A 19,603-nucleotide genomic window follows, 5' to 3' on the forward strand; every position below is an offset into this window, starting at 1 on the left:
CACACGGCCAGAGACACCCATGCCCTGCCGCGGCGCCCGCGTGGAGAGCAGCACGTCAGAACGACACCGAATAATCCCCGGCCTCAGCCACCGCCGCGCGCACTGCACTCTCATCAAGAGGGCCCTCATGCGTGATCTTCACCGACGAATCACCACCAGCAACCAAAACAATATCTACCCCGCTGATGTTCTCCACCTCCAGCAACTCACTCGTCACTGCCGACGTGCAATGGCCACACGTCATACCCGAAATCGTGATGTCAGTGCTGTTCATCAAAACTCCATTCACAGGTCGACTACAACGACACCGTATACCCCAAGGGGGTATCAGTCTAGGAGCCTGCATATACGCCAGAAGCGGGCCCGCACAACGCAAAGCCCGCCTCAAGCAATCTACGAGCGAGACCTACCCCACTCACCAAAACCTATGCCGCTCAGGGCAAATAGTCACCAACCAGCTGCGGCGCCAACCCCACATACTTCTCCGGAGTCAACTCCAACAACTGTGCCTCCACCTCAGCAGGCAACCCCAACCCCTTCACAAAAACCGCGATCTCCTGCGCACCCACCCGATGCCCACGCGTCAACTCCTTCAACCGCTCATACGGATTCTCCATACCCGCAGTACCCGCAGCAGCCAACGCCCGCATCACCGTCTGAATCGGCTCAGCCAGAACCTCCCAGTTAGCGTCAAGATCAGCCAACATCGCTTCCGGAACCGCATCCAAACCATTCAAACCGCGAAGCACATTATCCAAAGCCAAAACACTGTGCCCCAACGCAGAACCAATATTGCGCTGCATCGACGAATCCGTCAGATCCCGCTGCAAACGCGACTCAATCAACGTTGAACTCAACACATTAAGAAGAGAATTCGACACCTCAAGATTCGCCTCAGCATTCTCAAAACGAATCGGATTCACCTTATGAGGCATCGTCGAAGAACCCACCGTCCCCTGACCACGCACCTGCGCGAAATACCCCTTCGAAATGTACGTCCACACATCCACACACGCCGCATGCAGAATCGTGTTAAAACGCGCCACATCGTCATACAGCTCAGACTGCCAATCATGCGACTCGATCTGCGTCGTCAACGGATTCCAGGTCAACCCTAAAACACCCTCAACAAACGAACGCGAAACCTTCGGCCAATCAGCCCCCGGCACCGCAGCCACATGCGCCCCATACGTACCCGTAGCGCCATTCAACTTACCCAAATACTCCGCCGCCTCAATACGACGCAACTGACGACGAAGACGATGCGCAGTAACCGCGATCTCCTTACCCATCGTCGTCGGCGTAGCCGGCTGACCATGCGTATGCGCCAACAACGGCTGATCCGACAACCCATCAGCAAGAGAAGCCAACAAGTCCACCAACTCATTAGCCTTCGGCAACCACACATTCGACATGGCACCACGAACCATCAACGCATAACACAAGTTATTGATGTCTTCACTCGTGCAACAGAAATGCACAAGCTCACCCAACCGGGCCGCCTCATCAGCGCCACCTTCCAAAATCTCCGGAAGCCGACGCTTAATGAAATACTCCACCGCCTTCACATCATGAACAGTCTCACGCTCAATCTCACCCAACTCCGCAATATCCACCGCAGAGAACTCATCAACCAGAGCGCGCAAACCATCACGTTCTCCCGCACTCAACTCACGAGTACCCGGAACAACACGATCAGCAAGTAAATGAATAAACCACTCCACCTCAACCTGCACCCGCGTGCGGTTCAACGCCGCCTCCGACAGGTAGTCAACCAAAGGCGCAACGGCAGGACGGTAACGACCGTCAAGAGCTCCAAGAGCAATGGGCGGGGTGATCGAGGCCAACGACTGCATACGCACATCCTGCCATGTACACGCACCCCCAACCGATGCCAACCACCCTCACACCCCCACTACCGCTCCTTCCTCGAAGCCACCCACGCCGCGACGTCAGCCACATTGCAGAAAAACTCCAACACCAACCTCATCAACGCCCCACCTAAAACCACCATCGCCAACCCCACCACAACCGTCACACCCGTACCCAAAAGACCACTCCCCGAAGCCGCAGCATCCATCGCAGACACATACACACTCACTACAAAAACACTCACCAACACCACCAACGCCGCCACATACACCACCGGCGCCAAAGCACGCGTCGAACGCACCTGAAAAGACAAATCCGCCAACGCCCACACACCAGCCTCATCACCCGCCGGCACCGACTCCTCAACCGGAACCGACACACCAGAACGCTGACCACCAACACCCTTCCCATACACAAACGGATCAGCCCGCGGACGCAACCACCCCGACGACGCATTCACGCCCCACCCATCACCACCAGAAGGCAACGGCGCACCACTCAAATGCCACAACGTCGCCCCATCAGAGACCCCCCGACCCTCAGCTCCACTAGGCTCAACCACCACATCACCCTCCCCACCAGGAGCAGAACCCGACACCTCCACACCACCAGGGGCAGCCCAACCCGAAGCCTCAACACCACCCTCAGACACCGAAGACGAAGCCGACACACCCTTACTTGCCCCCGAAACATCTGAAACCGAACCCAACGACACACCACGCTGCGAACGAGCCTTCTCACCCTCAGACGAAACAGCCATCAGGACCTCCCAACACACAACGACAAACCCAACAACCCAACGCAACTACCAACAACAGCCAACAACCAAAACGTCAGCAACTAAACCCCCAAAAACAGTGGGTATATACAAAGCTACGAGCCGTACACAACCCAAAACAACAACGCACACCCCAAGGAGGTGACATGCCCACCCCACCCAAAAACCACACCACACTCACCGCCGCACTCATCGCCACCACACTCACCACCCCCATCCTCGCACCCAACTCACCCCCAAACCACTACACACCCACCACCGCCCACCCCACCACCTGGAACCACTACACCACCCAACAACCCAACTGGAACCCCAACAACTGCACACCCACCACCACCCAACCCACCACCAACAACCTCCACATCGAATGCGCCAACATCCACACCCCCCTCGACCACACCAACCTCGCCAAAGGTCCCATCACCATCCACCTCACCCGCGTCCGCAGCACCCAATCCCCGCCACCCCCTAACCACACCCGCACTCCCACCGAACTGCTCAACCACCCCACACCCCCCAAACGCACCCTCATCGTCAACCCCGGAGGCCCCGGCGCACCCGCCGCATGGCTCGCCCCAGCCCTAGCCGCAAAACACCCCAACCTCCTCACCACCCACGACATCATCGCCATCGACCCCCGCGGCAGCGACAACAGCACCCCCATCCACTGCCCCACCATCGACGACGGCTACACCGAACTACGCAACGCAACACCCACCCAAATCACCAACATGCAAAAAGCCGTCCGCACCACCGTCCACCTCTGCAACCAACAACAAGGCCACCTCCTCCCACACCTATCCACCACCGCCACCGCACACGACATCGACCTCACCCGACGTATCCTCAACACACCCACCATCGACTTCTACGGCATCTCCGCCGGAACCTGGCTCGGCGCCACCTACGCACGCCTACACCCCCTCACCACCGGCCGATTCATCCTCGATGGCAACACCCAATTCACCACCACCTGGCGCAACAGCTTCGCCCAACAACCCCACGGCTTCCAACGCCGCCTCGAACAACAATTCCTCCCCTGGCTCGCCCGCCACCACACCACCTACCACCTCGGCAACACCCCCCACGCCACCAAAACCACCTACACAACCATCCGCACAGCCATCGCCAACGGACACATCCCCAACACCACCGCCCGCGCCTTCGACCAACAAACCATCACCAACCTCTACTCCAACGAAGGCTTCCTCAACCTCGCCCAACAACTCACCAAACTCAAACAACACACACAAAAAACACCCCCCACCCCCATCCCTAGCCCACCCCCACACCCCACCCAACGACCAGCCACCCCCGAAGACACCCTCTACAACGCCATCCAATGCAACGACACACCCCACCACGACAACGAAAACTCCTACGCACACGAAGGACAGACCCTCGGCCGCGCCTACCCCCTCATCGGCTGGGAATGGCTCACTAACCCCTGCGCCTACTGGCCAACCAACCCCAACCCCACCCCAAACACACCCCTACCACCCCTACTCATGATCCAAGCCGAACTCGACCCAGCCACCCCCCTCGAAGGAGCCCTCGCCGCCCACCGCGCCGAACCAGCCACCCGCATGATCGGCATCGAAGACGAAGGAAGCCACGGAACCTACCTACAAGGCAACCCCTGCGCCACACCCCTCATCAACACCTATCTCACCACCGGCAAACTCCCCGAGGCCGACATCGTTTGTCCAGGAACCCCCCTACCCAACGAAAACCGCCTCTATCCCGTCCGTGGCGACCTCCACAACGACCTCACCCCCTTAACCCCCGGAGCTACACCCCAGAACCCTGCACCGGCACCGACCCCAACTCCAACTGTGCATCAGCCTCAGCAACACCCTCACTCCTATGCGAAACAAGAACCACGGTCTGATCTTTCTGAGCAGCACGAACATCAGCAAGAACAGCCACCGCAGTCGGATGATCAAGATGAGCCGTCGGCTCATCAAGCAGCAACAACGCACGCCCTGAAGCCAACGCGCGAGCAATACCTAAACGAGTACGCTCCCCACCAGAAACACCCTGACCACCAGCGCCAAGACGCGTATCAAGTCCCTCAGGAAGCCCCTCAAACCACCCACCAAGCCCAGCCCGACGCAACGCATCAACAAGCACCACATCATCAGCACCCGGGCACGTGAAACGAAGGTTCTCACGCAAAGTGCTAGCCAAAATATGGGTCTCATCGTCAACAACAGCGATAGCCGCACGCGTTGTCGCCAAAGGCAGCCCAAGAACATCCGCACCGTCTTGCAAATACACACCAGACGAAGGATCCAAATGACGAGCCAGAACCGCTAAAAAAGTAGATTTACCAGAGCCATTTGGACCGGTGATAGCAAGAAAAGTACCCGGAGAAATAGAAGTCGTCAGCGCAGGCAATGCCGTGCGCTTGCCATCCCAACTCGCGGTGAGATCACGGACTGCCAACGAAATACCTGCCACATCACGTACAGGCGCCGCAGGATCCTCGTGGCTGATTCCTGCCTTCTCAGCTGCCAACGCAGTTTCTTCTGCGGCAACAGCCGGGGTTTGGTTCAAAATCACCCCGAGGCGAGCTCGGGCGGCTTGTGCTCGGGCAAGAGCACCCATCGCATCGGGAATGGCCCCCACCGCTTCACCCAAAGCGATAGGGATCAATACCAACAGCGCCGCTACAGGTGTAGGCAGGCCCCGATCGATGTAAGGCGTAACCACCTGCGCCATAGCGATAGCCCCAGCGACCGTGATGACGGGGGCAAAACAAGCCCCCACTGCACGACCAGCTGCCTGGGCCTGCAGTGCGAATGTGAGGCGGTCTTCGGCTTGCCGTAAGCGGGCGAGCATCGCGCCGGTACCGCCGATGGCGGTGAGCTGATCGGCGTGGGTGGTGATGGTGGTAGCTAGCTCATAGACGCGGGCGCGAGCTGCGACAACAGAACCTTGGGTGCGTTTTTCGATGAGGTGATCTAGGAAGCCGACGAGGGCACACGCAACCACAGTTCCCACGACCACAGCAGCAGCGGAAAAAAGAAACACAGCGCCCACCAGCGCAGCGACAGCTCCAGTGACGAATAACGACACAATGGGCACCACGACGCGGATCTGCGCCATCACGACGTCATCAAGATCCTCAACGATGCTGGCGAGGATGTCGCCTCGGCCACGTCGTCCTAGGCGCGCGGGGGTCAGTGGTATGAGAGCTCGATACGCGCGGGTGCGTTCTTCGGCAAGCTGAGCCAAAGCGGCGTCATGACTACGGATGCGTTCGACGTATCGCAAGAGCGGACGGGCGATACCGAATGCACGCACAAGCACGATGACGGCCAGGAGAGTGAGGATGGGAGGCTTAAAAGACGCAGCCACGATGAGCCACCCAGAAGCGGCAGACAGCGCGAGCCCGCTGCTGAGGGCGAGACCACCAGTGAATGCTGCTCCGGTGATACCGGGGACAATACGGCGGTTCATGGTGTTTTCTCCGTGGTGGCCGGGGTGATGTCGAGAGTGTGCTGGGCCAGGTTTACGAGCCCATCACGGTGAGTGACAGCGATAACGATGCGATCTGCGGCGAGGCTGAGGATGGCGTCGTGGGCGTGTTTTTCGGCGGTCGCGTCGAGATGGGCGGTGGGTTCGTCAAGCAGGATTAGCGGCGCGGTGGATAGCAGAGCTCGGGCTAGGGCAATTCGGGCGCGTTGTCCGGCGGACAGCCCGAAGCCGTCATCACCGATAGTGGTGTCCAGGCCGCAGGGGAGTGAGCTGAGTAGGTCTGCGAGTCCGACAGTGTGTAGAGCTGTGTCTAGGTCATTGTCGCTGGTGATCGGTGGGGTGCCAAGAAGCAGGTTGTCGCGCAGGGTTGCGTTGATGAGGAAAGGGCGTTGGGTGACTAGATGCGCTGGTGGGGCGGTTACGGTGCCGCTGGTGGGACGGCGCAGTCCTGCGAGCAGTTCGAGCAGGGTGGTTTTTCCTGCGCCGCTGGGGCCGGTGATGACGGTCAGGCCGGTGGGGAAAGTGGCGGAAATGTTGCTGACAGCGGGGGGTAGGTGTGGAGCGTACCGGTAGGTGAGGGTGTCGGTGTGGGCAGCGGTGGGGGTGTTGGTGGTGGGAGTGTCGGTGGTGTTGTCGATGAGGTGAGCGATGGTCTCGAGGGCTTTGGCGCCATCAGCGGCGTTGTGGAATTCGGTTCCGACGCGGCGGATGGGCCAGTAAGCCTCAGGGGCGAGTTGGATGAGTGGAAGAGCGACGGCTAGCTCCATGCGTCCGTCGGCCAGGGCGATGCCGGTCCAGACGGCGACGATGGCCACGGAGAGGGTGGCAAGTAGTTCAAGGGCGGCGGAGGAGAGGAAGGCAATTTTGAGGGTCGCGATGGTGGCGCGGCGATTGTTGTGGCTGACGGTTGAGATGACGTCGGCTTGGCGGTGGGCGCGGCCGTAGGTGACCAGGGTGGGCAGCCCTCGCATGACGTCGAGGAAGTGTCCTGAGAGGCGGGAGAGAGTGGTCAGGCGTGCGTTGGTGGCTTCGGCGGTGGCGGCGCCGATGAGGGCGGCGAAGAGGGGCAGGAGGGGGAGGGTGAGGATCGGTATGAGGGCGGTTTGCCAGTCGAGCCAGAGCATGGCAGCGATGGTGGCTACGGGCAGGATTGTGGCGTTGACCAGTGCGGGTAGGTAACGCGCTACGTAGGGTTCGATAGCGGTGACGCCATTGGTGGAGTGTAGGAGCGCGGTGGCTGGATCGGGCCGGTCGTCGGCGGGTTGAGCGAGCAGTGTGGTCAGGAGACGGTCGCGTAGGTGGGTGGAGGCGGTGGATCCGGCGTGTGTTGCGAGTAGTTCGGTGGCGCCGGTGGCTAGGCCACGGGTGGCGAAGGCTAGGGCTACCCATAGTGAGGCGGTGCCGATATCGCTCCAGCTGTTGTGGTCGCGGACGACGGCGAGGATGAGCCCGGCGACGGTGAGTGCTTGGGCGATGGCGGCGAGGCCGTTGATGAGGCCGAGGAGGATGAGGCCGAGGATGGGGCCACGGACGGCGGGTGCCAGTCGTAGCAGGCGTGGGTCGAGGGGGCGCATCCGCAGTTCCTTCTCCGGCGTGGTGGTGGACTGGGTTGTTGGGGGGGGGAGTATGTGTGGAATCGGCGGTTGGTTGATGTGTCTGAGGCCCGCTTCGCCTGTGTAGGACAGGTGGAGCGGGCCTCAGGGCTAGATGGTGCTCAGTAGGTTGCTGCGTGTTCGGGTATGTGCGCGGTGGTGATGCGCTTACGGAACACCCAGTATGTCCAGGCTTGGTAGGCCAAGACGATGGGCACGAAGAGTACCGCTGCTCCGGTCATGATGACCAGGGTGTAGTGGGAGCTGGCGGCTTTGGCAGCTGTGATGGACCACTCTGGGTTGAGGGTTGAGGGCATCACGTCGGGGAACAGCGCGACGAACAGGCTGGCAACGGCCGTGAGGGTGGTGATGGTGGTGCCGATGAATGCCCAGCCTTCGCGACCTTTGAAGTTGCAGGCGAGTGCGGCGACAAGGGCGAGTGCGGCGACCACGGTCAGAGCCCAGGAGGCGGCGTTGCCGGTGTTGAGGTTGGTCCAGGACAGGAAGATGACTGCTAGGACTGCGGTGGCGATGCCGGTTTTGGTTGCTAGTGCGCGGGCATCGTGGCGGATCTGTCCGTCGGTTTTGAGGGAGACGAAGATCGCTCCGTGGGTGAGGAACAGGGCCAGGGTGGTGAGGCCGCCGATGATTCCTAGTGGGTTGAGCAGGGTGAATAGGTTGCCTGTGTACTCCATGTTTTCGTCGATGGGGGTGCCGTTGACGATGTTGGCGAAGGCGACGCCCCACAGGAATGCCGGGACGAAGGAACCGATGGTGATGCCTAGATCCCAGTTGCGGCGCCAGGTGTCGGTGGAGCCTTTACCGCGGTATTCGAAGCCGAGGTTACGGATGATCAGGGCTACGAGGATGAGCAGCAGGGCAAGGTAGAAGCCGCTGAACAGGGTGGCGTACCAGTGGGGGAATGCGGCGAAGGTGGCGCCTCCGGCGGTGAGGAGCCATACCTCATTGCCGTCCCAGTGGGGGCCGATGGTGGTCAGGAGGACGCGTTTGCGACGTTCGGTGTCGGCTTCGTCTTCGCCTTTGCTGAGGAAGGGAAGGAGCATGCCGACGCCGAAGTCGAAGCCTTCGAGGACGAAGTAGCCGATCCATAGGACGGCGATGAGGATGAACCAGAGTGTCGAGAGTTCCATGGCGCTTTCTCCGTGCCTTTTAGTAGGCGAAGACGAGCTGGTCGTCGTCGTTGCGGTCGGTGATGGCGGCGGGTTCTCCGGCTGCTTCGGCGCCGAGTTTTGTGTATTTGAGGAACAGCTTGACCTCAATGACCGCGAGGGCTCCATAGAGGAGTGTGAAGACGGTCATCGAGATGAGAACGGATGTGGTGGTGACGCTGGGGGATACGGCGGACCCGGTGGTCATGAGTCCGTAGACGGCCCATGGTTGGCGGCCGATTTCGGTGAAGAGCCAGCCGAAGGAGTTAGCGAATAGGGGAGATAGGGGCATCAGAACCGCGGCCCAGACCCACAGGCTGTGCGCGAAGGTGTTCGGCTTGGCTTTGTTTCGGGTTGCCCAGAGCACGACGAGGGAGAAGAAGGTGCCGACGAAGCCCAGCCCCATCATGAGGCGGAAGGTCCAGTAGGTGACGGGGACGTAGGGCGAGTAGCTGCCGTTGGGCGGTGTGGTGATTTTGTTGCCGCTGTACTTGTTCTCCATCTCTGCTTGGAGGTTGTGGATGCCTTGGATTTGGGCGTTGAAGTCGCCTTTGCCGAGGTAAGACAGCAGTCCGGGGACCTGGATCCAGTGTGTGGCGTTCATGCCGGACAGGTCGCCGGTGCTGAACACGGAGAAGGGGGCATGGGATTCGGTTTCGTAGAGGGCTTCGGCCGCGGCCATTTTCATGGGCTGGACGTCGGTCATAACTTTGCCTTGCAGGTCGCCGGTGATCATGACGCCCAGGGAGGCTACGAGGGTGATGACGGCGCCGATGCGGGCTGCGCGGCGGTAGAGGCCTGCGTCGCGGTTGCTGTTGGCTTCGACTGTGTGGCGGTGCAGGTGGTAGATGCATACGCCCATGACGACGGCTCCGCCGGTCATGTAGGCGGCGAAGATGACGTGGGGGAAGGTGACGAGTTGGACTTTGTTGAGGAGGACTGCCAGGAAGTCGGTGAGTTCAGCCCGGTGTGTTTCGGGGTTGAAGCGGTAGCCGACGGGGTGCTGCATGAACGAGTTGGCGGCGAGGATGAAGAATGCGGACATCATTGTGCCGATGTGGACGAGCCACATGGATAGGGCGTGGATCTTTTCGGGGATGCGGCCCCAGCCGAAGATCCATAGCCCGATGAAGGTGGATTCGAGGAAGAAGGTCAGGAGTGCCTCGAATGCAAGGGGCGCACCAAAGATGTCACCGACGAATCGGGAGTAGTCCGACCAGTTCATGCCGAATTGGAATTCCTGCACGATGCCAGTGACTAGGCCCAGGCCGAAGTTGATCAGGAAGAGTTTCCCGAAGAACTTAGTGAGTTTGTACCACTGGGGGTTGTGCGTGCGTACCCAGGCAGTGTGGAACGCGGCCACGATTCCGGACATGCCGATCGTGATCGGTACGAATAGGAAGTGGTAGACGGTGGTGATCGCGAACTGCCATCTCGCGAGGTCGAGTACGTCCATGCCGGCTCTTTCTCTTCGGGTGCCTGAACGGCGACATCGCGCGGGCCGGAGTTCGGCGGCGCTTGACGCGTGTTCTTGCGTATTGTTCGGCAATCGCCTGACGTGGGTGAGCCTCATTGGGGTGTACTGGACAAGTGTCATGACACATATGGGGTTTGTGTTGATACGCAGGTGAATCTACGTATGGACAGCGTTCAGCTCGTTGGGTTGTTACCACATTGAAACCAACGTCTAAAACGCCTGTCCTACAAGCATTTAAGAGAGCGTTTTAGAGGGTGGGGTAGCGCTGGCGGGGTGAATGTCCATAGGGCACGCGAGGGTCTGTTGTCTCCAAAAACACAGAATGTGAAACGCATCACTTGACAGTTGCAGCGCATATTTATGAGGGGTTGTGGGCATCGTGAAGCGTTCTGATCCTCAGGGCAGATCTCGCTCCGTGGACGTAGCAGGGCGCACGACAATCCGGGTCCACGCTCCCAGCCACACACGATCGTCAGCATCGATCTCGATTTTCTGGCCCGTGGGGATGGGGCTTTGCGAGGGGGGGCTGGTGGCGTCGCCAACGAAAGTACCGTTGGCTGAGTCGAGGTCTTCAAGCCACCATCGTCTGCCATCAGTGGTGAGTCTGGCGTGAGAGCGACTGACGGCTGTGTCGACGCCGCAGTCAATCTCTGGGTGGATTCCACGTGAGGCGGAGGTGCGTCCGATCATCGCGGTGGTGTTGCGCAGCGGGACGATTGTTGGCGGCCCCGGGGATGGGGCTACTCCTTCGCCTTCTTGCAGAGCAAACCAGGCCGGGTCAACCCAAATCTCGGCAACCCAGTCGCTGCGGCGTGGTGCAGGTTGGGTGTTCGGGGGGCGGAAGGCTGGGCGGCGGGCATGCGTGGTGGGTTCGGGGTCAGGCGGTGATGGCCAGGGAGACTGGGGCGTGAGCTGTCCAGGTGCTGATGGTGGTTGCGGCGCTGTTGGCGAGGGAAGTGTTGGTTCTGATGCGGCCTCGCAAGCCCCCGGTGGTTGTGCAACAGAAACAGACGAGGGTGCTGCTGGTGTGTTTTCTGCCTGGGGGAGCGTAGTTGGTAATGAGCCTGTAGTGAAGTCGTAGCCGCAGTGTTTGCAGAAGAAATCGGCGGCATGGTTGCTGGTTTTGCAATGGGGACATGTGACGGCCTGCGGTGCGCTGCACGTGGCGGGGGCAGTAGGTGGCGCAGCAGCTGTTGCTGATTGATGCACGACTCGCATAGGGCAGCCGCAAGTGTCGCAGTAGTCGGTGGAGGCTGACTGATGGCCAGCTGGGCAGGAGGTCATTTTCTGACCCTGACGGTGCGGGTGGAGGCGGTGTCTAGTGCCATTTCGTCGAGCTTGTTGATGCTGCGTTTGAGACGGACTCGGCCGGTAGCCGCATCGTCGATATCGACCACGCGGGAAAGGCGTTCGGCTGCTGCGGCGTCGCCGGACTGTTCGGCGAGCTGCACTGCGCGGCCTAGGCGGGTGACTGCAGTGTGGTCATCTCCGATGGATTTGGCTGCCAAGCCTTGCTGAATGGCGGTGGCCATCTCGGTTTGGCCGGTGTAGTGAGCGACTTCGGGGTTGATGTGAGTGGTGAGGGTGTTGTCGGCAGACCAGCGAGCTTTGACCAGTCCTTGGGCGGCGATGGCGCCACCGATGGCGATCTGGACGCGGGCGGCGAGTTGTTCGGCACCGATGGCTTTGGCAGGCAGACGGATGGCGACGTGGTAGTCGCGGTTTTCATCTCCCCAGGCACCGGTGGGGTATTCGCCGGTGAGAGGGTTGATGCTTTCGCGTCGGTTGGTCAGTTCTTCTAGGGTTGGGGCGACTTGGCGTACGAACAGGACTTCTGCTCCTTGCGGGGCCCAGAGGCGTAGACGGGCGTCGGCGACTCCGCGGTTCATGGAGGTGCGCATGAGCTGTTCGAATTCGGTTGCCATGTCGTCGTGGTGGGGAATGAGATCGACGGTGCCCATGAGTGCGCTAGCTATACGTCGTAGTTCGTCAACGACCCAGGCTGCGCCGAGTCCTCGGGCATCGACTTGGAAACGTCCGCGTACTAGGTCGATGGCATGGGTGAGTTGTTCGGGGGTTTCGTGCTGGTTTTCGCCGTCGGTGAGTAGAAGCACGTGGCGTTGGGTCAGGGCTGGCACAGTATCGAACAGCTGCGCGGCGGCTAGGAGCCAGGTTCCCATGGCGGTGCCGCCGTCGGCGTAGAGACGGGTGAGTGATTGTTTGGCTGCGGCGCGGGTGGTGGGGGTCATTTGCACCATGGCAGCGCTGTGGCCGTCGGGGTAGCACAGGCGGGCTTGGTGGTTGCCTGCGACGATGGCGAACCAGACGCCGTCGAGGATTTGGTCGATGGCAGCTGCTGCGGCGATGCGTGCGGCGGCCACGCCGGTTTCTTCCATGGAGCCGGAGGTGTCAACGACGATGACTTCGCCGGCATCGCCGCTGCCGGTTTGTCCGGCTGCTCCTGCGTTGGCGCAGTTGACGGTGACGATGGCGTGGACATCGGTGCCGTGCTCGGGAAGGAATTCGTTTTGGTAGACGGTGCAAGTAAATTCAGCCACGGTGGTTCCTTCCTGGGCGGGTGAGGTGGGGCGAGTCCCGGCAGGGTGCTAGCGCCGGGATGGGTGGGTTTCAGCAGTCGATGCGGGCGAGGGCAACAGTGATGTTGTCGTGTCCGCCGTGTGCGTTTGCCCATGCCACGAGTGCTTCAGCGATCTGCACGGGTGAGGCGTCGTCGGAGAGTGTGTTGATGGCGTGGCGTAGGGCTGCGTGGATGTGGCGAGGTTCGGCCGCGTAGTTCCATAGTCCGTCGCTGCACACGATGAGCCAGCCGGAGGATTCGAGGGTGAAGTGGGTGACGGCGAGTTCGATGTCGGGTGCGTCGAGTCCGAGCCAGGCGGTGATGGTGTGGGCTTGGGGGCCGCGCATGGCTTCTTGGGGGGACATGCCTCGGCGAATTTGTTCGTTGGCGAAGGAGTCGTCGGTGGTGAGCAGGGTTGCTTCTTCTTCGTTGTCGTCGTTGATGTCGGGAAGCCAGTAGGCGCGGCTGTCGCCAATGGAGCTGGCTGCGACGTGGTTGCCTTCGACGACGACGGTGACCAAGGTGCAGGCGGGTTCGCCGACTTTGGGAATGTTGGATAGTTCAGGGGAGTCATCAATGTTGTGACTGATGGTGGCCACGGCGTCGGATGCGGCTTGGGCAGCATTGGTGAGTCGGTGTTCGAGTGTGTCAGTGAATGCGGCGTCGAGTCCGTCGACTCCAAGAGAGCTGGAGTTGCGGAGTACGTTGATGGCCGCGTTGACGGCTGCTTCGCTGGCTCGTTCGGATCTGCGTGCGGTGGATACGCCGTCGGCAACGACCATAGCGATGCGGCGGTTACCTTCGTCGTCGATGTGGCTCCAGGCGGCGACTGCGTCTTCGTTGGTGAGGTGTCGAATACCGCGGTCGCAGGCTGCTGCGACGCCGTTACCTGCGTCGATGGTGTAGTGCATGCGGTCGTCGGGTCGCGCGGTTCCGCAGGTGTTGCAGTATTCGTCCTCGTATGCGCCGTCGCATTCGTCACAGTCTTCTTGATCGAGGACAGGTAGGGGTTCAGTGGGCGCGCATCCGTCGAGGATGGGCATTTCGGTGTTTTCGTTTTCGGTGGTGTTGTCGTCTCGTTTGTTCAGATTAGGGTCCATGGACGTACCTCGTTAGCGGTGTCAATGAGTGCGGCGCGTTCGCGCTCGTCAGGTGTGAGGGTCGCCAGCCTACGGTAGGCATCCGATAAAGCGAGGCGGACTGCTCGTTTGGTTATGCGGATTCCGTCGAGGGTTTCTTTGGGTTTTTCTCCTGTGCTGGTGATGCGTTGGAGAGCTGTGTCGAAGAGGTGTACGCGGAATCGGGCGCGTTCGATGGGGGTGACGGGCAGGTTTTCGGTGCTGCGCCACGCGTGGTCGAGCGCGTCGTATCCGGGTGTGTGTGTCGATAGTTCGGCTCGTAGCCATTGAGCGCGTCCGTGGGCTGTGGTGCCTGGTGGGATGAGGTTGAGTGCGGCGATGGCGTGGTCGGGGTTGCCATCGCGGATGTGGGTGCGTGCGATACCGAATGCGGCTGCGGTGGTGTAGCTGGTGTCGGTGCGCAGGCAGGTGAGGTATTCGCGCCGGGCATTGGTGGTGTCGCTGTTGAGTTCGTGGGCCAGGGCTAGGCCCAGGTGTGGGGCGATTTCGCCGGGGTGTTGGTGGTAGACGCTGGTGAAGCTGTTGATGGCTTCTTGGAGGGCGCCTCGGTGGAGGGCGGAGAGGGCGTGGAGCCATAGTGCACGCCATTCCCAGGGGTCCGCGGCGAGGATTTCTTCGACGGTGGTGGTGATTTTGGTGTGGTCGTGGAGGCGGAGGTGTTCCCAGCCTTCGGCGAGCATGACTGCGGGGGTGCGGCGGGGGATGGTGCGTAGGGCGTTGAGACGGTTCCAGGAGTCGGTGTCGGTGATAGAGGCGACGGCGGCGCGGGAGGGGTCGGTTTCGTCGGGGCGTAGGGCTGGTAGTTCCCACCAGGCGAGGGATTCGTTGGTGACCAGTGGGGAGTGGAAGAGGTGCGAGGGGGCGGATTGGGGTGCGGTGGTGGGGTTGTCGCAGTCGAGGACGGTCAGTCGTAGTACGCCTAGGAGTTGGGTGCGTAGTTCGTCGATGCTTTGGAAGCGGTCAGCAGGGTCGGGGGCGCAGGCTTTGGCGACGAGGCGGTAGAAAGGGTCGTTGTTGTTGAAGGCGGGTAGTTGGTCTTGTGGTGGGAGAGTTGTTGCGTAGGTGGTTTGGTAGCCGCGGAATTCGTTGGTGAGCACGGCGAGGGTTCGTCCGATGGTGTAGATGTCTGAGGCGATGGAGGGGCCTACGTCGGGGACTTCGGGGGCTTGGTAACCGATGGTGCCGTAGATGGGGGAGTCGAGGTCATCGATGGCGCGCATGCCGCCGAGGTCGATGAGTTTTACTTGGTCGCCGATGTGGATGAGGTTGTCGGGTTTGAAGTCGCAGTAGAGCATTCCTGCGTCGTGGAGGTAGGTGAATGCGGGCAGGATGCCGTGGATGTAGGCGAGGGCGTGTTCTACGGGTAGTGGGTTGTATGTGCCGCCTGCGTCGCGTAGGCGTTGTTTGAGGATGTCTTTGAGGCTGGTGCCGGGGACGTGTTCCATGACGGTGTATCCGGCGTCGTTGTGGGTGACGACGTTGTAGACCTCGACGATGTGGGGGTGTTCGACGCGGGCGAGGAAGGCTTGTTCGGCTTCGGCGGCTGCTGCGGCGTCGGCGTCTTCGGCGTTGAGGAGGCCTTTGAGGACGACGGGGCGGTTGGAGACGTTGCGGTCGCGGGCGAGGTAGATCCAGCCGAGGCCGCCGTGGGCCAGGGGGCCGGTGATTTCGTATTGTCCGGCGACGATTTCGCCGGGGGTGAGTTTGGGGGTGAAGGAGTAGGGGGTGCCGCAGTTGGGGCAGGTGCCTTCGGGGTTGCCGGGCGTGTTGTCGTGGCTGCGTCCCACGGGGGTTTGGCAGGTGGAGCAGTGGCGTTTGTTTTCGGGGACGGTGGGGTTGGTGAGGATGTTGTCTTCGGGTGGGGTTGGTGGTGTTGTGGGTACGACGGTCAGGCCAGCGCCGAGTCCGGTGGTGCGGGTGTGTTGGGGGCGGACGCGGCGGCGGGTGGCGTTGTGACGTGCTGAGCCGAGGGTGACGATGGCGGCGCGTTCGTCGGGCAGGGCAGTGTTGGTGGTGTTTTCTGGTGGGGCTGGTGTGGTGGGTGTGTTGGGGGTGCCGCAGTAGTCGCAGTAGCCGTCGGTGTAGTGGCCGGGGCAGCTGGTGTTGGTGCAGGGGTAGGTGTCCGTCATCGGGAGCTTCCTTGCTGGGTGGTGCTGTCCTGGGTTGTGTAGGTGGTGGTGTAGGCGTCGATGGCGGCGGTGAGTGCGGCGATGCGAGTGGTGTCGGCGGGGTGTGTGGTGGTGGCGGTTTCGAGTGCAGTGAGAAGGGGGGTGAGGTCTTCGGTGGCGTGGGGGGTGGTGAGGGTTTGGGCTGTGTGTGCGGTGGAGGTGGCGTGGGTGAGGGTGTTTTGGTGGTGGCTTAGTGCGGTGGTGAAGGTGTTGCGGGCGTGTTCGAGTGCTTGGGCTACACGGTCGAGTTTCGCGGTGTAGTTAGCGAGTTCATTTGGTTCGGTTGGGGGTTCGCCGAGCGCGTTAGGGTCGGGGATGCCAAGGCGCGGTGGGGTGTTTAGGGTGTGGGCGGCCTGACTGGCTAGGGCGCGGATTTCGTTGGCGGTGGTGTTGAGTTCCTCGCGGCGGGCCAGGGCGGCGTTGTGGGCGTGTTTGGTGTTGGCGCGGGTGCCTGCGGCGACGATGAGGTTGCGTTCGGTCAGGGCGAGGTCGGTTTCGAGGGCGGGTAGCAGGCCGCCGACGTCGGCTCCGCGGCTGTATCGGTTGGTGATGTCGACGACGCGGCGGTCGAGGTTGATAAGGGTGTTTTGGGCGTCGCTGCGGTGCTGGGCGGGAATGAGGTGGACTTGGTCGCGGATGCGTTCAATGCAGGTGCGTAGTGCGTGGACGCGGTTGTGGTGTGCGGGGTTGGGGCCGTGGAGTCCGAGGTTGGCGCGTAGGGATGAGGCGAGGGTGTCGGAGAGCCGGCAGGCTTCGGGTAGGGATATGGCCAGGCTGTTGTTGGTGTGGTTGTCCTCGAGGGTTCCCCAGATGAGGCTGGTGATGTGAGTGCGTTGGGGTTCGGTGGCGCGGCCGTTGTCCCAGAGGGTGGTGATGGTGGTGTAGCGGGTGTGGATGGCTTGCCACAGGGTCATGGACAGGACGATGTCGCTGGTGAGGTGGTCGCTGCCGGGGGTTTTGAGTGCGGTGGCGTCGAGTTCGTCTAGTTCGGTGCGGCGGGTTTGGCACCAGTGGCCGAGGTCGTTGAGGTAGGTGAGTAATTCGGTGGCGGGTGTGTTGGTGCCTGGGGTGCCTGGTGGGGTTGGGGCGGTGGTGGTCATCGGTACTCCTGGGCGCGTTTGTTGATGCCTCTGGCGGTGAGGATTCCAGCTAGGACGCTGCCGGTGAGGGTGAGGGCGCCTGCGGCGAAAGTGGGTAGGGTGCCGGTGCCTAGGAGGTTGGTGGCGGTGATGCCGGTGCAGGTACTCAGGAGCACGATGCCGGTGAGGACGGGCAGGCTGATGAGACGTTTGGTGATGCGTGCCAGGGTGATGCCGGCGCCGGTGAGGGCGGTGAGGGCGGTGAGGGCGGTGAGGGCGTAGAGGCTGGTGGCGATGAGGGGGGTGGTGTTGTCGCTCATGGCAACTAGGGGGGTGGTGACGTCATTGGTGAAGGTGGTGTCGGTATCGGTGGTGGATGTGCCAGCGTTGACGGTGGCGATGTAGGTGGCGAGTTTGTGGGCGATGGTTTGGTAGGTGGGGGTATCGGTGGTGGGGGTATCGGTGGTGGGGGCGCTGGCGGCTAGATGGGGGATGCGGGAGGCGAGGTCGGTGGCGGCGGCGGTGAAGTGGTTGCGTGCGGAGTGGGTGTCGGGGGAGATGCGTACTTGTTGGGCGGCAGTGGGCAGGGTTTGGGCGATGGTGGTGGCGTTGTTGAGGGCTTTGTTGTAAGTGGAGGTGCGTGGGGAGGCTAGGCCGAGTGCGCCCATGCCGACGATTCCGGTGAGGGTGCCGGTGGCGATGGCTGCCGCTGACCAGGTGCGTAGCCGGGCGCGGGTGTTGCGTCGTCGTGGTGTGGGCGTTGTTGGGCTGCTGGTGATGGTGTGTGTGGCTGGGGTTGTTGTTGCTGGCGTGGAGGTGGCGGGGGGTGTTGCTGTGGCGTGAAGGCTGGTGCTCATTGCGGGTTTTCGCCCTCCTGGGGTGTGGTGGTGGGGGCGGTGGTTTCTGGGTTGTGGTCGCGGTTTTCGATGTCGCTGCGTTCGAGGGTGCGTAGCTCTTCGGTGGTGGGGTCGGTGATGTTGGCCAGGCGTAGTGCATGGTGGCTGATGGCGTTTTCGAGGATGTTGCGGGCGAATCGTCCGTTACCGAAGGTGTGGTCGCGTGGGGTGGCGGCGAGGATTTCGCGGAAGCGTTGTTGAGCTTGGGGGGTGAGGTCGTAGTCCCAGTGAGTTGCTTGGGTGGTCAGGATGGAGACGATTTCGTCGTCGCTGTAGTCCTCGAAGGTGATGGTGGTGCGGAATCTGCTGGCTAGGCCGGGGTTGGTGTCGATGAATTCCTGCATGGGGCGGGGATATCCAGCGGCGATGACGACGAGTTCGTCGCGGTGGTCTTCCATTTCTTTGACGAGGGTGTCGATGGCTTCTTGCCCGTATTGGTCTCCGGCGAGGGTGTATGCCTCATCGATGAAGAGCACTCCTCCGTAGGCAGATTGGGCGATTTCGGCGGTTTTGGCAGCGGTTTGGCCTAGGTATCCGGCGACGAGTTCGGAGCGGTCAACTTCGATGAGCTGGCCTTGGGAGAGTAGTCCCAAGGCGTGGTAGATGCTGGCGACGAGGCGGGCGACGGTGGTTTTCCCGGTTCCGGGGTTGCCGACGAAGACGAGGTGGCGGGAAAGGGTTGCGGTTTTGAGTCCGGCGGCGCGGCGTTTGGCTTCTATTTCGAGGATGGCGCTTTGGCGGCGGATTTCGGTTTTGACGCTGGTTAGTCCGATGAGCTGGTCGAGTTCGGCCAGGAGTTCTTCGACGGTTTTGGTGGGTGTTGCGGTGGGGGTGTTTGGTAGGGGCGGGGTGGTGTTTTCGGGTGGGGGCGGGACAGGGGTAGTGGGCTGGTGAGGGGTGAGGTTGCTTAGGTCGAGGGCGTGAGAGGTGGGCCAAGTGGCTGTTCCGTTGGTGCTGGGTGCGCCGGTTGCGCTGGTTTGGGTGATGGCGGTTCGGGTTGCTTTTCCGGCGGCGGTGACGGGTGCTTCGGGTAGGGCTGCGCAGGTGGTGGCGATGTGGGCTAGGGCCTGGGCGTAAGCGCTGGCGTGTGGGGAGCCGGTGTGGATGAGGTGGGTCAGTAGGGGGGTGGGGGTGTGTTCGTGACGGCGCCCGTGGGTCGCGGCGGTGAAGAAGTCTGTCAAGGTGGCGCCGGTGGCGTCTTGCCAGGCGTTGTGGGCGCTGCTGGGGCGGCTGGTGGCCAGGGTGGCTGCAGCGATGGTGATGCCTTCGTTGCGGGCGGTGTCGGGGTTGATTCCGGCTCGTTGGGCCAGGTCGGTGAGGTTGGTGAGGGCCCGGGTGAGGTCGTGGGGGCTGGTGTGTGGTGTGTCCACGG

General features: G+C 61.8%; 14 protein-coding genes and 1 pseudogene. 1 reads left to right on the forward strand and 14 read right to left on the reverse strand.

Annotation, left to right across the window (positions count from 1 at the left end):
- Positions 1-55 precede the first annotated feature (55 nt).
- The 3 genes from AC2T9U_RS01325 to AC2T9U_RS01335 all read right to left on the reverse strand — a co-directional run bounded on the left by AC2T9U_RS01325 (position 56) and on the right by AC2T9U_RS01335 (position 2,632).
- Positions 56-274 (reverse strand): heavy-metal-associated domain-containing protein, encoded by a 219-nt coding sequence (locus tag AC2T9U_RS01325; RefSeq protein WP_115031531.1) that lies wholly within the window; start codon positions 272-274, stop codon positions 56-58.
- A gap of 160 nt (positions 275-434) precedes the next feature.
- Positions 435-1,856 carry an adenylosuccinate lyase gene (purB, locus tag AC2T9U_RS01330; protein WP_493696377.1) on the reverse strand — a complete coding sequence of 474 codons (1,422 nt, stop codon included), beginning with the start codon at positions 1,854-1,856 and terminating at the stop codon, positions 435-437.
- Positions 1,857-1,915: 59 nt separating this feature from the next.
- The gene (locus AC2T9U_RS01335) at positions 1,916-2,632 is read right to left on the reverse strand and encodes a DUF4282 domain-containing protein (protein ID WP_493696378.1); all 717 of its coding nucleotides are present in this window, start codon (positions 2,630-2,632) and stop codon (positions 1,916-1,918) included.
- A 164-nt stretch (positions 2,633-2,796) separates the two neighbouring features.
- On the opposite strand from AC2T9U_RS01335, the pseudogene AC2T9U_RS01340 reads away from it, so the two are divergent.
- Positions 2,797-4,296 (forward strand): annotated as a pseudogene (locus tag AC2T9U_RS01340) (alpha/beta fold hydrolase); the annotation flags it as partial.
- Positions 4,297-4,441: 145 nt separating this feature from the next.
- On the opposite strand, the gene cydC reads toward AC2T9U_RS01340, so the two are convergent.
- The 11 genes from cydC to AC2T9U_RS01395 all read right to left on the reverse strand — a co-directional run bounded on the left by cydC (position 4,442) and on the right by AC2T9U_RS01395 (position 19,601).
- Positions 4,442-6,115 carry a thiol reductant ABC exporter subunit CydC gene (gene cydC, locus AC2T9U_RS01345; RefSeq protein ID WP_493696379.1) on the reverse strand — a complete coding sequence of 558 codons (1,674 nt, stop codon included), beginning with the start codon at positions 6,113-6,115 and terminating at the stop codon, positions 4,442-4,444.
- The gene (gene cydD / locus AC2T9U_RS01350) at positions 6,112-7,707 is read right to left on the reverse strand and encodes a thiol reductant ABC exporter subunit CydD (RefSeq protein WP_493696380.1); all 1,596 of its coding nucleotides are present in this window, start codon (positions 7,705-7,707) and stop codon (positions 6,112-6,114) included. Before cydD ends, cydC begins: the two co-directional genes overlap by 4 nt.
- Before the next feature lie 140 nt (positions 7,708-7,847).
- On the reverse strand, positions 7,848-8,876 hold the full coding sequence (cydB, locus tag AC2T9U_RS01355) for a cytochrome d ubiquinol oxidase subunit II (protein ID WP_115031519.1): 1,029 nt from the start codon (positions 8,874-8,876) through the stop codon (positions 7,848-7,850).
- A 19-nt stretch (positions 8,877-8,895) separates the two neighbouring features.
- Positions 8,896-10,350: a cytochrome ubiquinol oxidase subunit I gene (locus AC2T9U_RS01360; protein WP_493696381.1), complete on the reverse strand. Its 1,455-nt coding sequence runs from the start codon at positions 10,348-10,350 to the stop codon at positions 8,896-8,898.
- A 417-nt stretch (positions 10,351-10,767) separates the two neighbouring features.
- Positions 10,768-11,061, reverse strand: a complete 294-nt coding sequence (locus tag AC2T9U_RS01365) for an FHA domain-containing protein (protein ID WP_493696382.1) — start codon at positions 11,059-11,061, stop codon at positions 10,768-10,770.
- A gap of 590 nt (positions 11,062-11,651) precedes the next feature.
- Entirely contained in the window at positions 11,652-12,929 is a 1,278-nt protein-coding gene (locus AC2T9U_RS01370) for a VWA domain-containing protein (RefSeq protein WP_493696383.1), read from the reverse strand.
- 70 nt (positions 12,930-12,999) lie between these two features.
- On the reverse strand, positions 13,000-14,049 hold the full coding sequence (locus tag AC2T9U_RS01375) for a PP2C family protein-serine/threonine phosphatase (RefSeq protein ID WP_493696384.1): 1,050 nt from the start codon (positions 14,047-14,049) through the stop codon (positions 13,000-13,002).
- Positions 14,034-16,217 (reverse strand): serine/threonine-protein kinase, encoded by a 2,184-nt coding sequence (locus tag AC2T9U_RS01380; RefSeq protein WP_493696385.1) that lies wholly within the window; start codon positions 16,215-16,217, stop codon positions 14,034-14,036. The genes AC2T9U_RS01375 and AC2T9U_RS01380 overlap by 16 nt, the downstream gene beginning before the upstream one ends.
- Positions 16,214-17,356, reverse strand: a complete 1,143-nt coding sequence (locus AC2T9U_RS01385; RefSeq protein ID WP_493696386.1) for a hypothetical protein — start codon at positions 17,354-17,356, stop codon at positions 16,214-16,216. The genes AC2T9U_RS01380 and AC2T9U_RS01385 overlap by 4 nt, the downstream gene beginning before the upstream one ends.
- Positions 17,353-18,192 (reverse strand): hypothetical protein, encoded by an 840-nt coding sequence (locus tag AC2T9U_RS01390; protein WP_493696387.1) that lies wholly within the window; start codon positions 18,190-18,192, stop codon positions 17,353-17,355. The genes AC2T9U_RS01385 and AC2T9U_RS01390 overlap by 4 nt, the downstream gene beginning before the upstream one ends.
- Positions 18,189-19,601 (reverse strand): AAA family ATPase, encoded by a 1,413-nt coding sequence (locus AC2T9U_RS01395; protein ID WP_493696388.1) that lies wholly within the window; start codon positions 19,599-19,601, stop codon positions 18,189-18,191. Before AC2T9U_RS01395 ends, AC2T9U_RS01390 begins: the two co-directional genes overlap by 4 nt.
- Positions 19,602-19,603: the final 2 nt, after the last annotated feature.

Source organism: Dermatophilus sp. B7861-1, from assembly GCF_058996045.1.

Excerpts from the sequence above, each read along its gene's own strand:
- AC2T9U_RS01325 (WP_115031531.1), bottom strand. The coding sequence starts at position 274 with ATGAACAGCACTGACATCACGATTTCGGGTATGACGTGTGGCCATTGC.
- purB (WP_493696377.1), bottom strand. The coding sequence starts at position 1,856 with ATGCAGTCGTTGGCCTCGATCACCCCGCCCATTGCTCTTGGAGCTCTT.
- AC2T9U_RS01335 (WP_493696378.1), bottom strand. The coding sequence starts at position 2,632 with ATGGCTGTTTCGTCTGAGGGTGAGAAGGCTCGTTCGCAGCGTGGTGTG.
- cydC (WP_493696379.1), bottom strand. The coding sequence starts at position 6,115 with ATGAACCGCCGTATTGTCCCCGGTATCACCGGAGCAGCATTCACTGGT.
- cydD (WP_493696380.1), bottom strand. The coding sequence starts at position 7,707 with ATGCGCCCCCTCGACCCACGCCTGCTACGACTGGCACCCGCCGTCCGT.
- cydB (WP_115031519.1), bottom strand. The coding sequence starts at position 8,876 with ATGGAACTCTCGACACTCTGGTTCATCCTCATCGCCGTCCTATGGATC.
- AC2T9U_RS01360 (WP_493696381.1), bottom strand. The coding sequence starts at position 10,350 with ATGGACGTACTCGACCTCGCGAGATGGCAGTTCGCGATCACCACCGTC.
- AC2T9U_RS01365 (WP_493696382.1), bottom strand. The coding sequence starts at position 11,061 with ATGATCGGACGCACCTCCGCCTCACGTGGAATCCACCCAGAGATTGAC.
- AC2T9U_RS01375 (WP_493696384.1), bottom strand. The coding sequence starts at position 14,049 with ATGGACCCTAATCTGAACAAACGAGACGACAACACCACCGAAAACGAA.
- AC2T9U_RS01380 (WP_493696385.1), bottom strand. The coding sequence starts at position 16,217 with ATGACGGACACCTACCCCTGCACCAACACCAGCTGCCCCGGCCACTAC.
- AC2T9U_RS01385 (WP_493696386.1), bottom strand. The coding sequence starts at position 17,356 with ATGACCACCACCGCCCCAACCCCACCAGGCACCCCAGGCACCAACACA.
- AC2T9U_RS01390 (WP_493696387.1), bottom strand. The coding sequence starts at position 18,192 with ATGAGCACCAGCCTTCACGCCACAGCAACACCCCCCGCCACCTCCACG.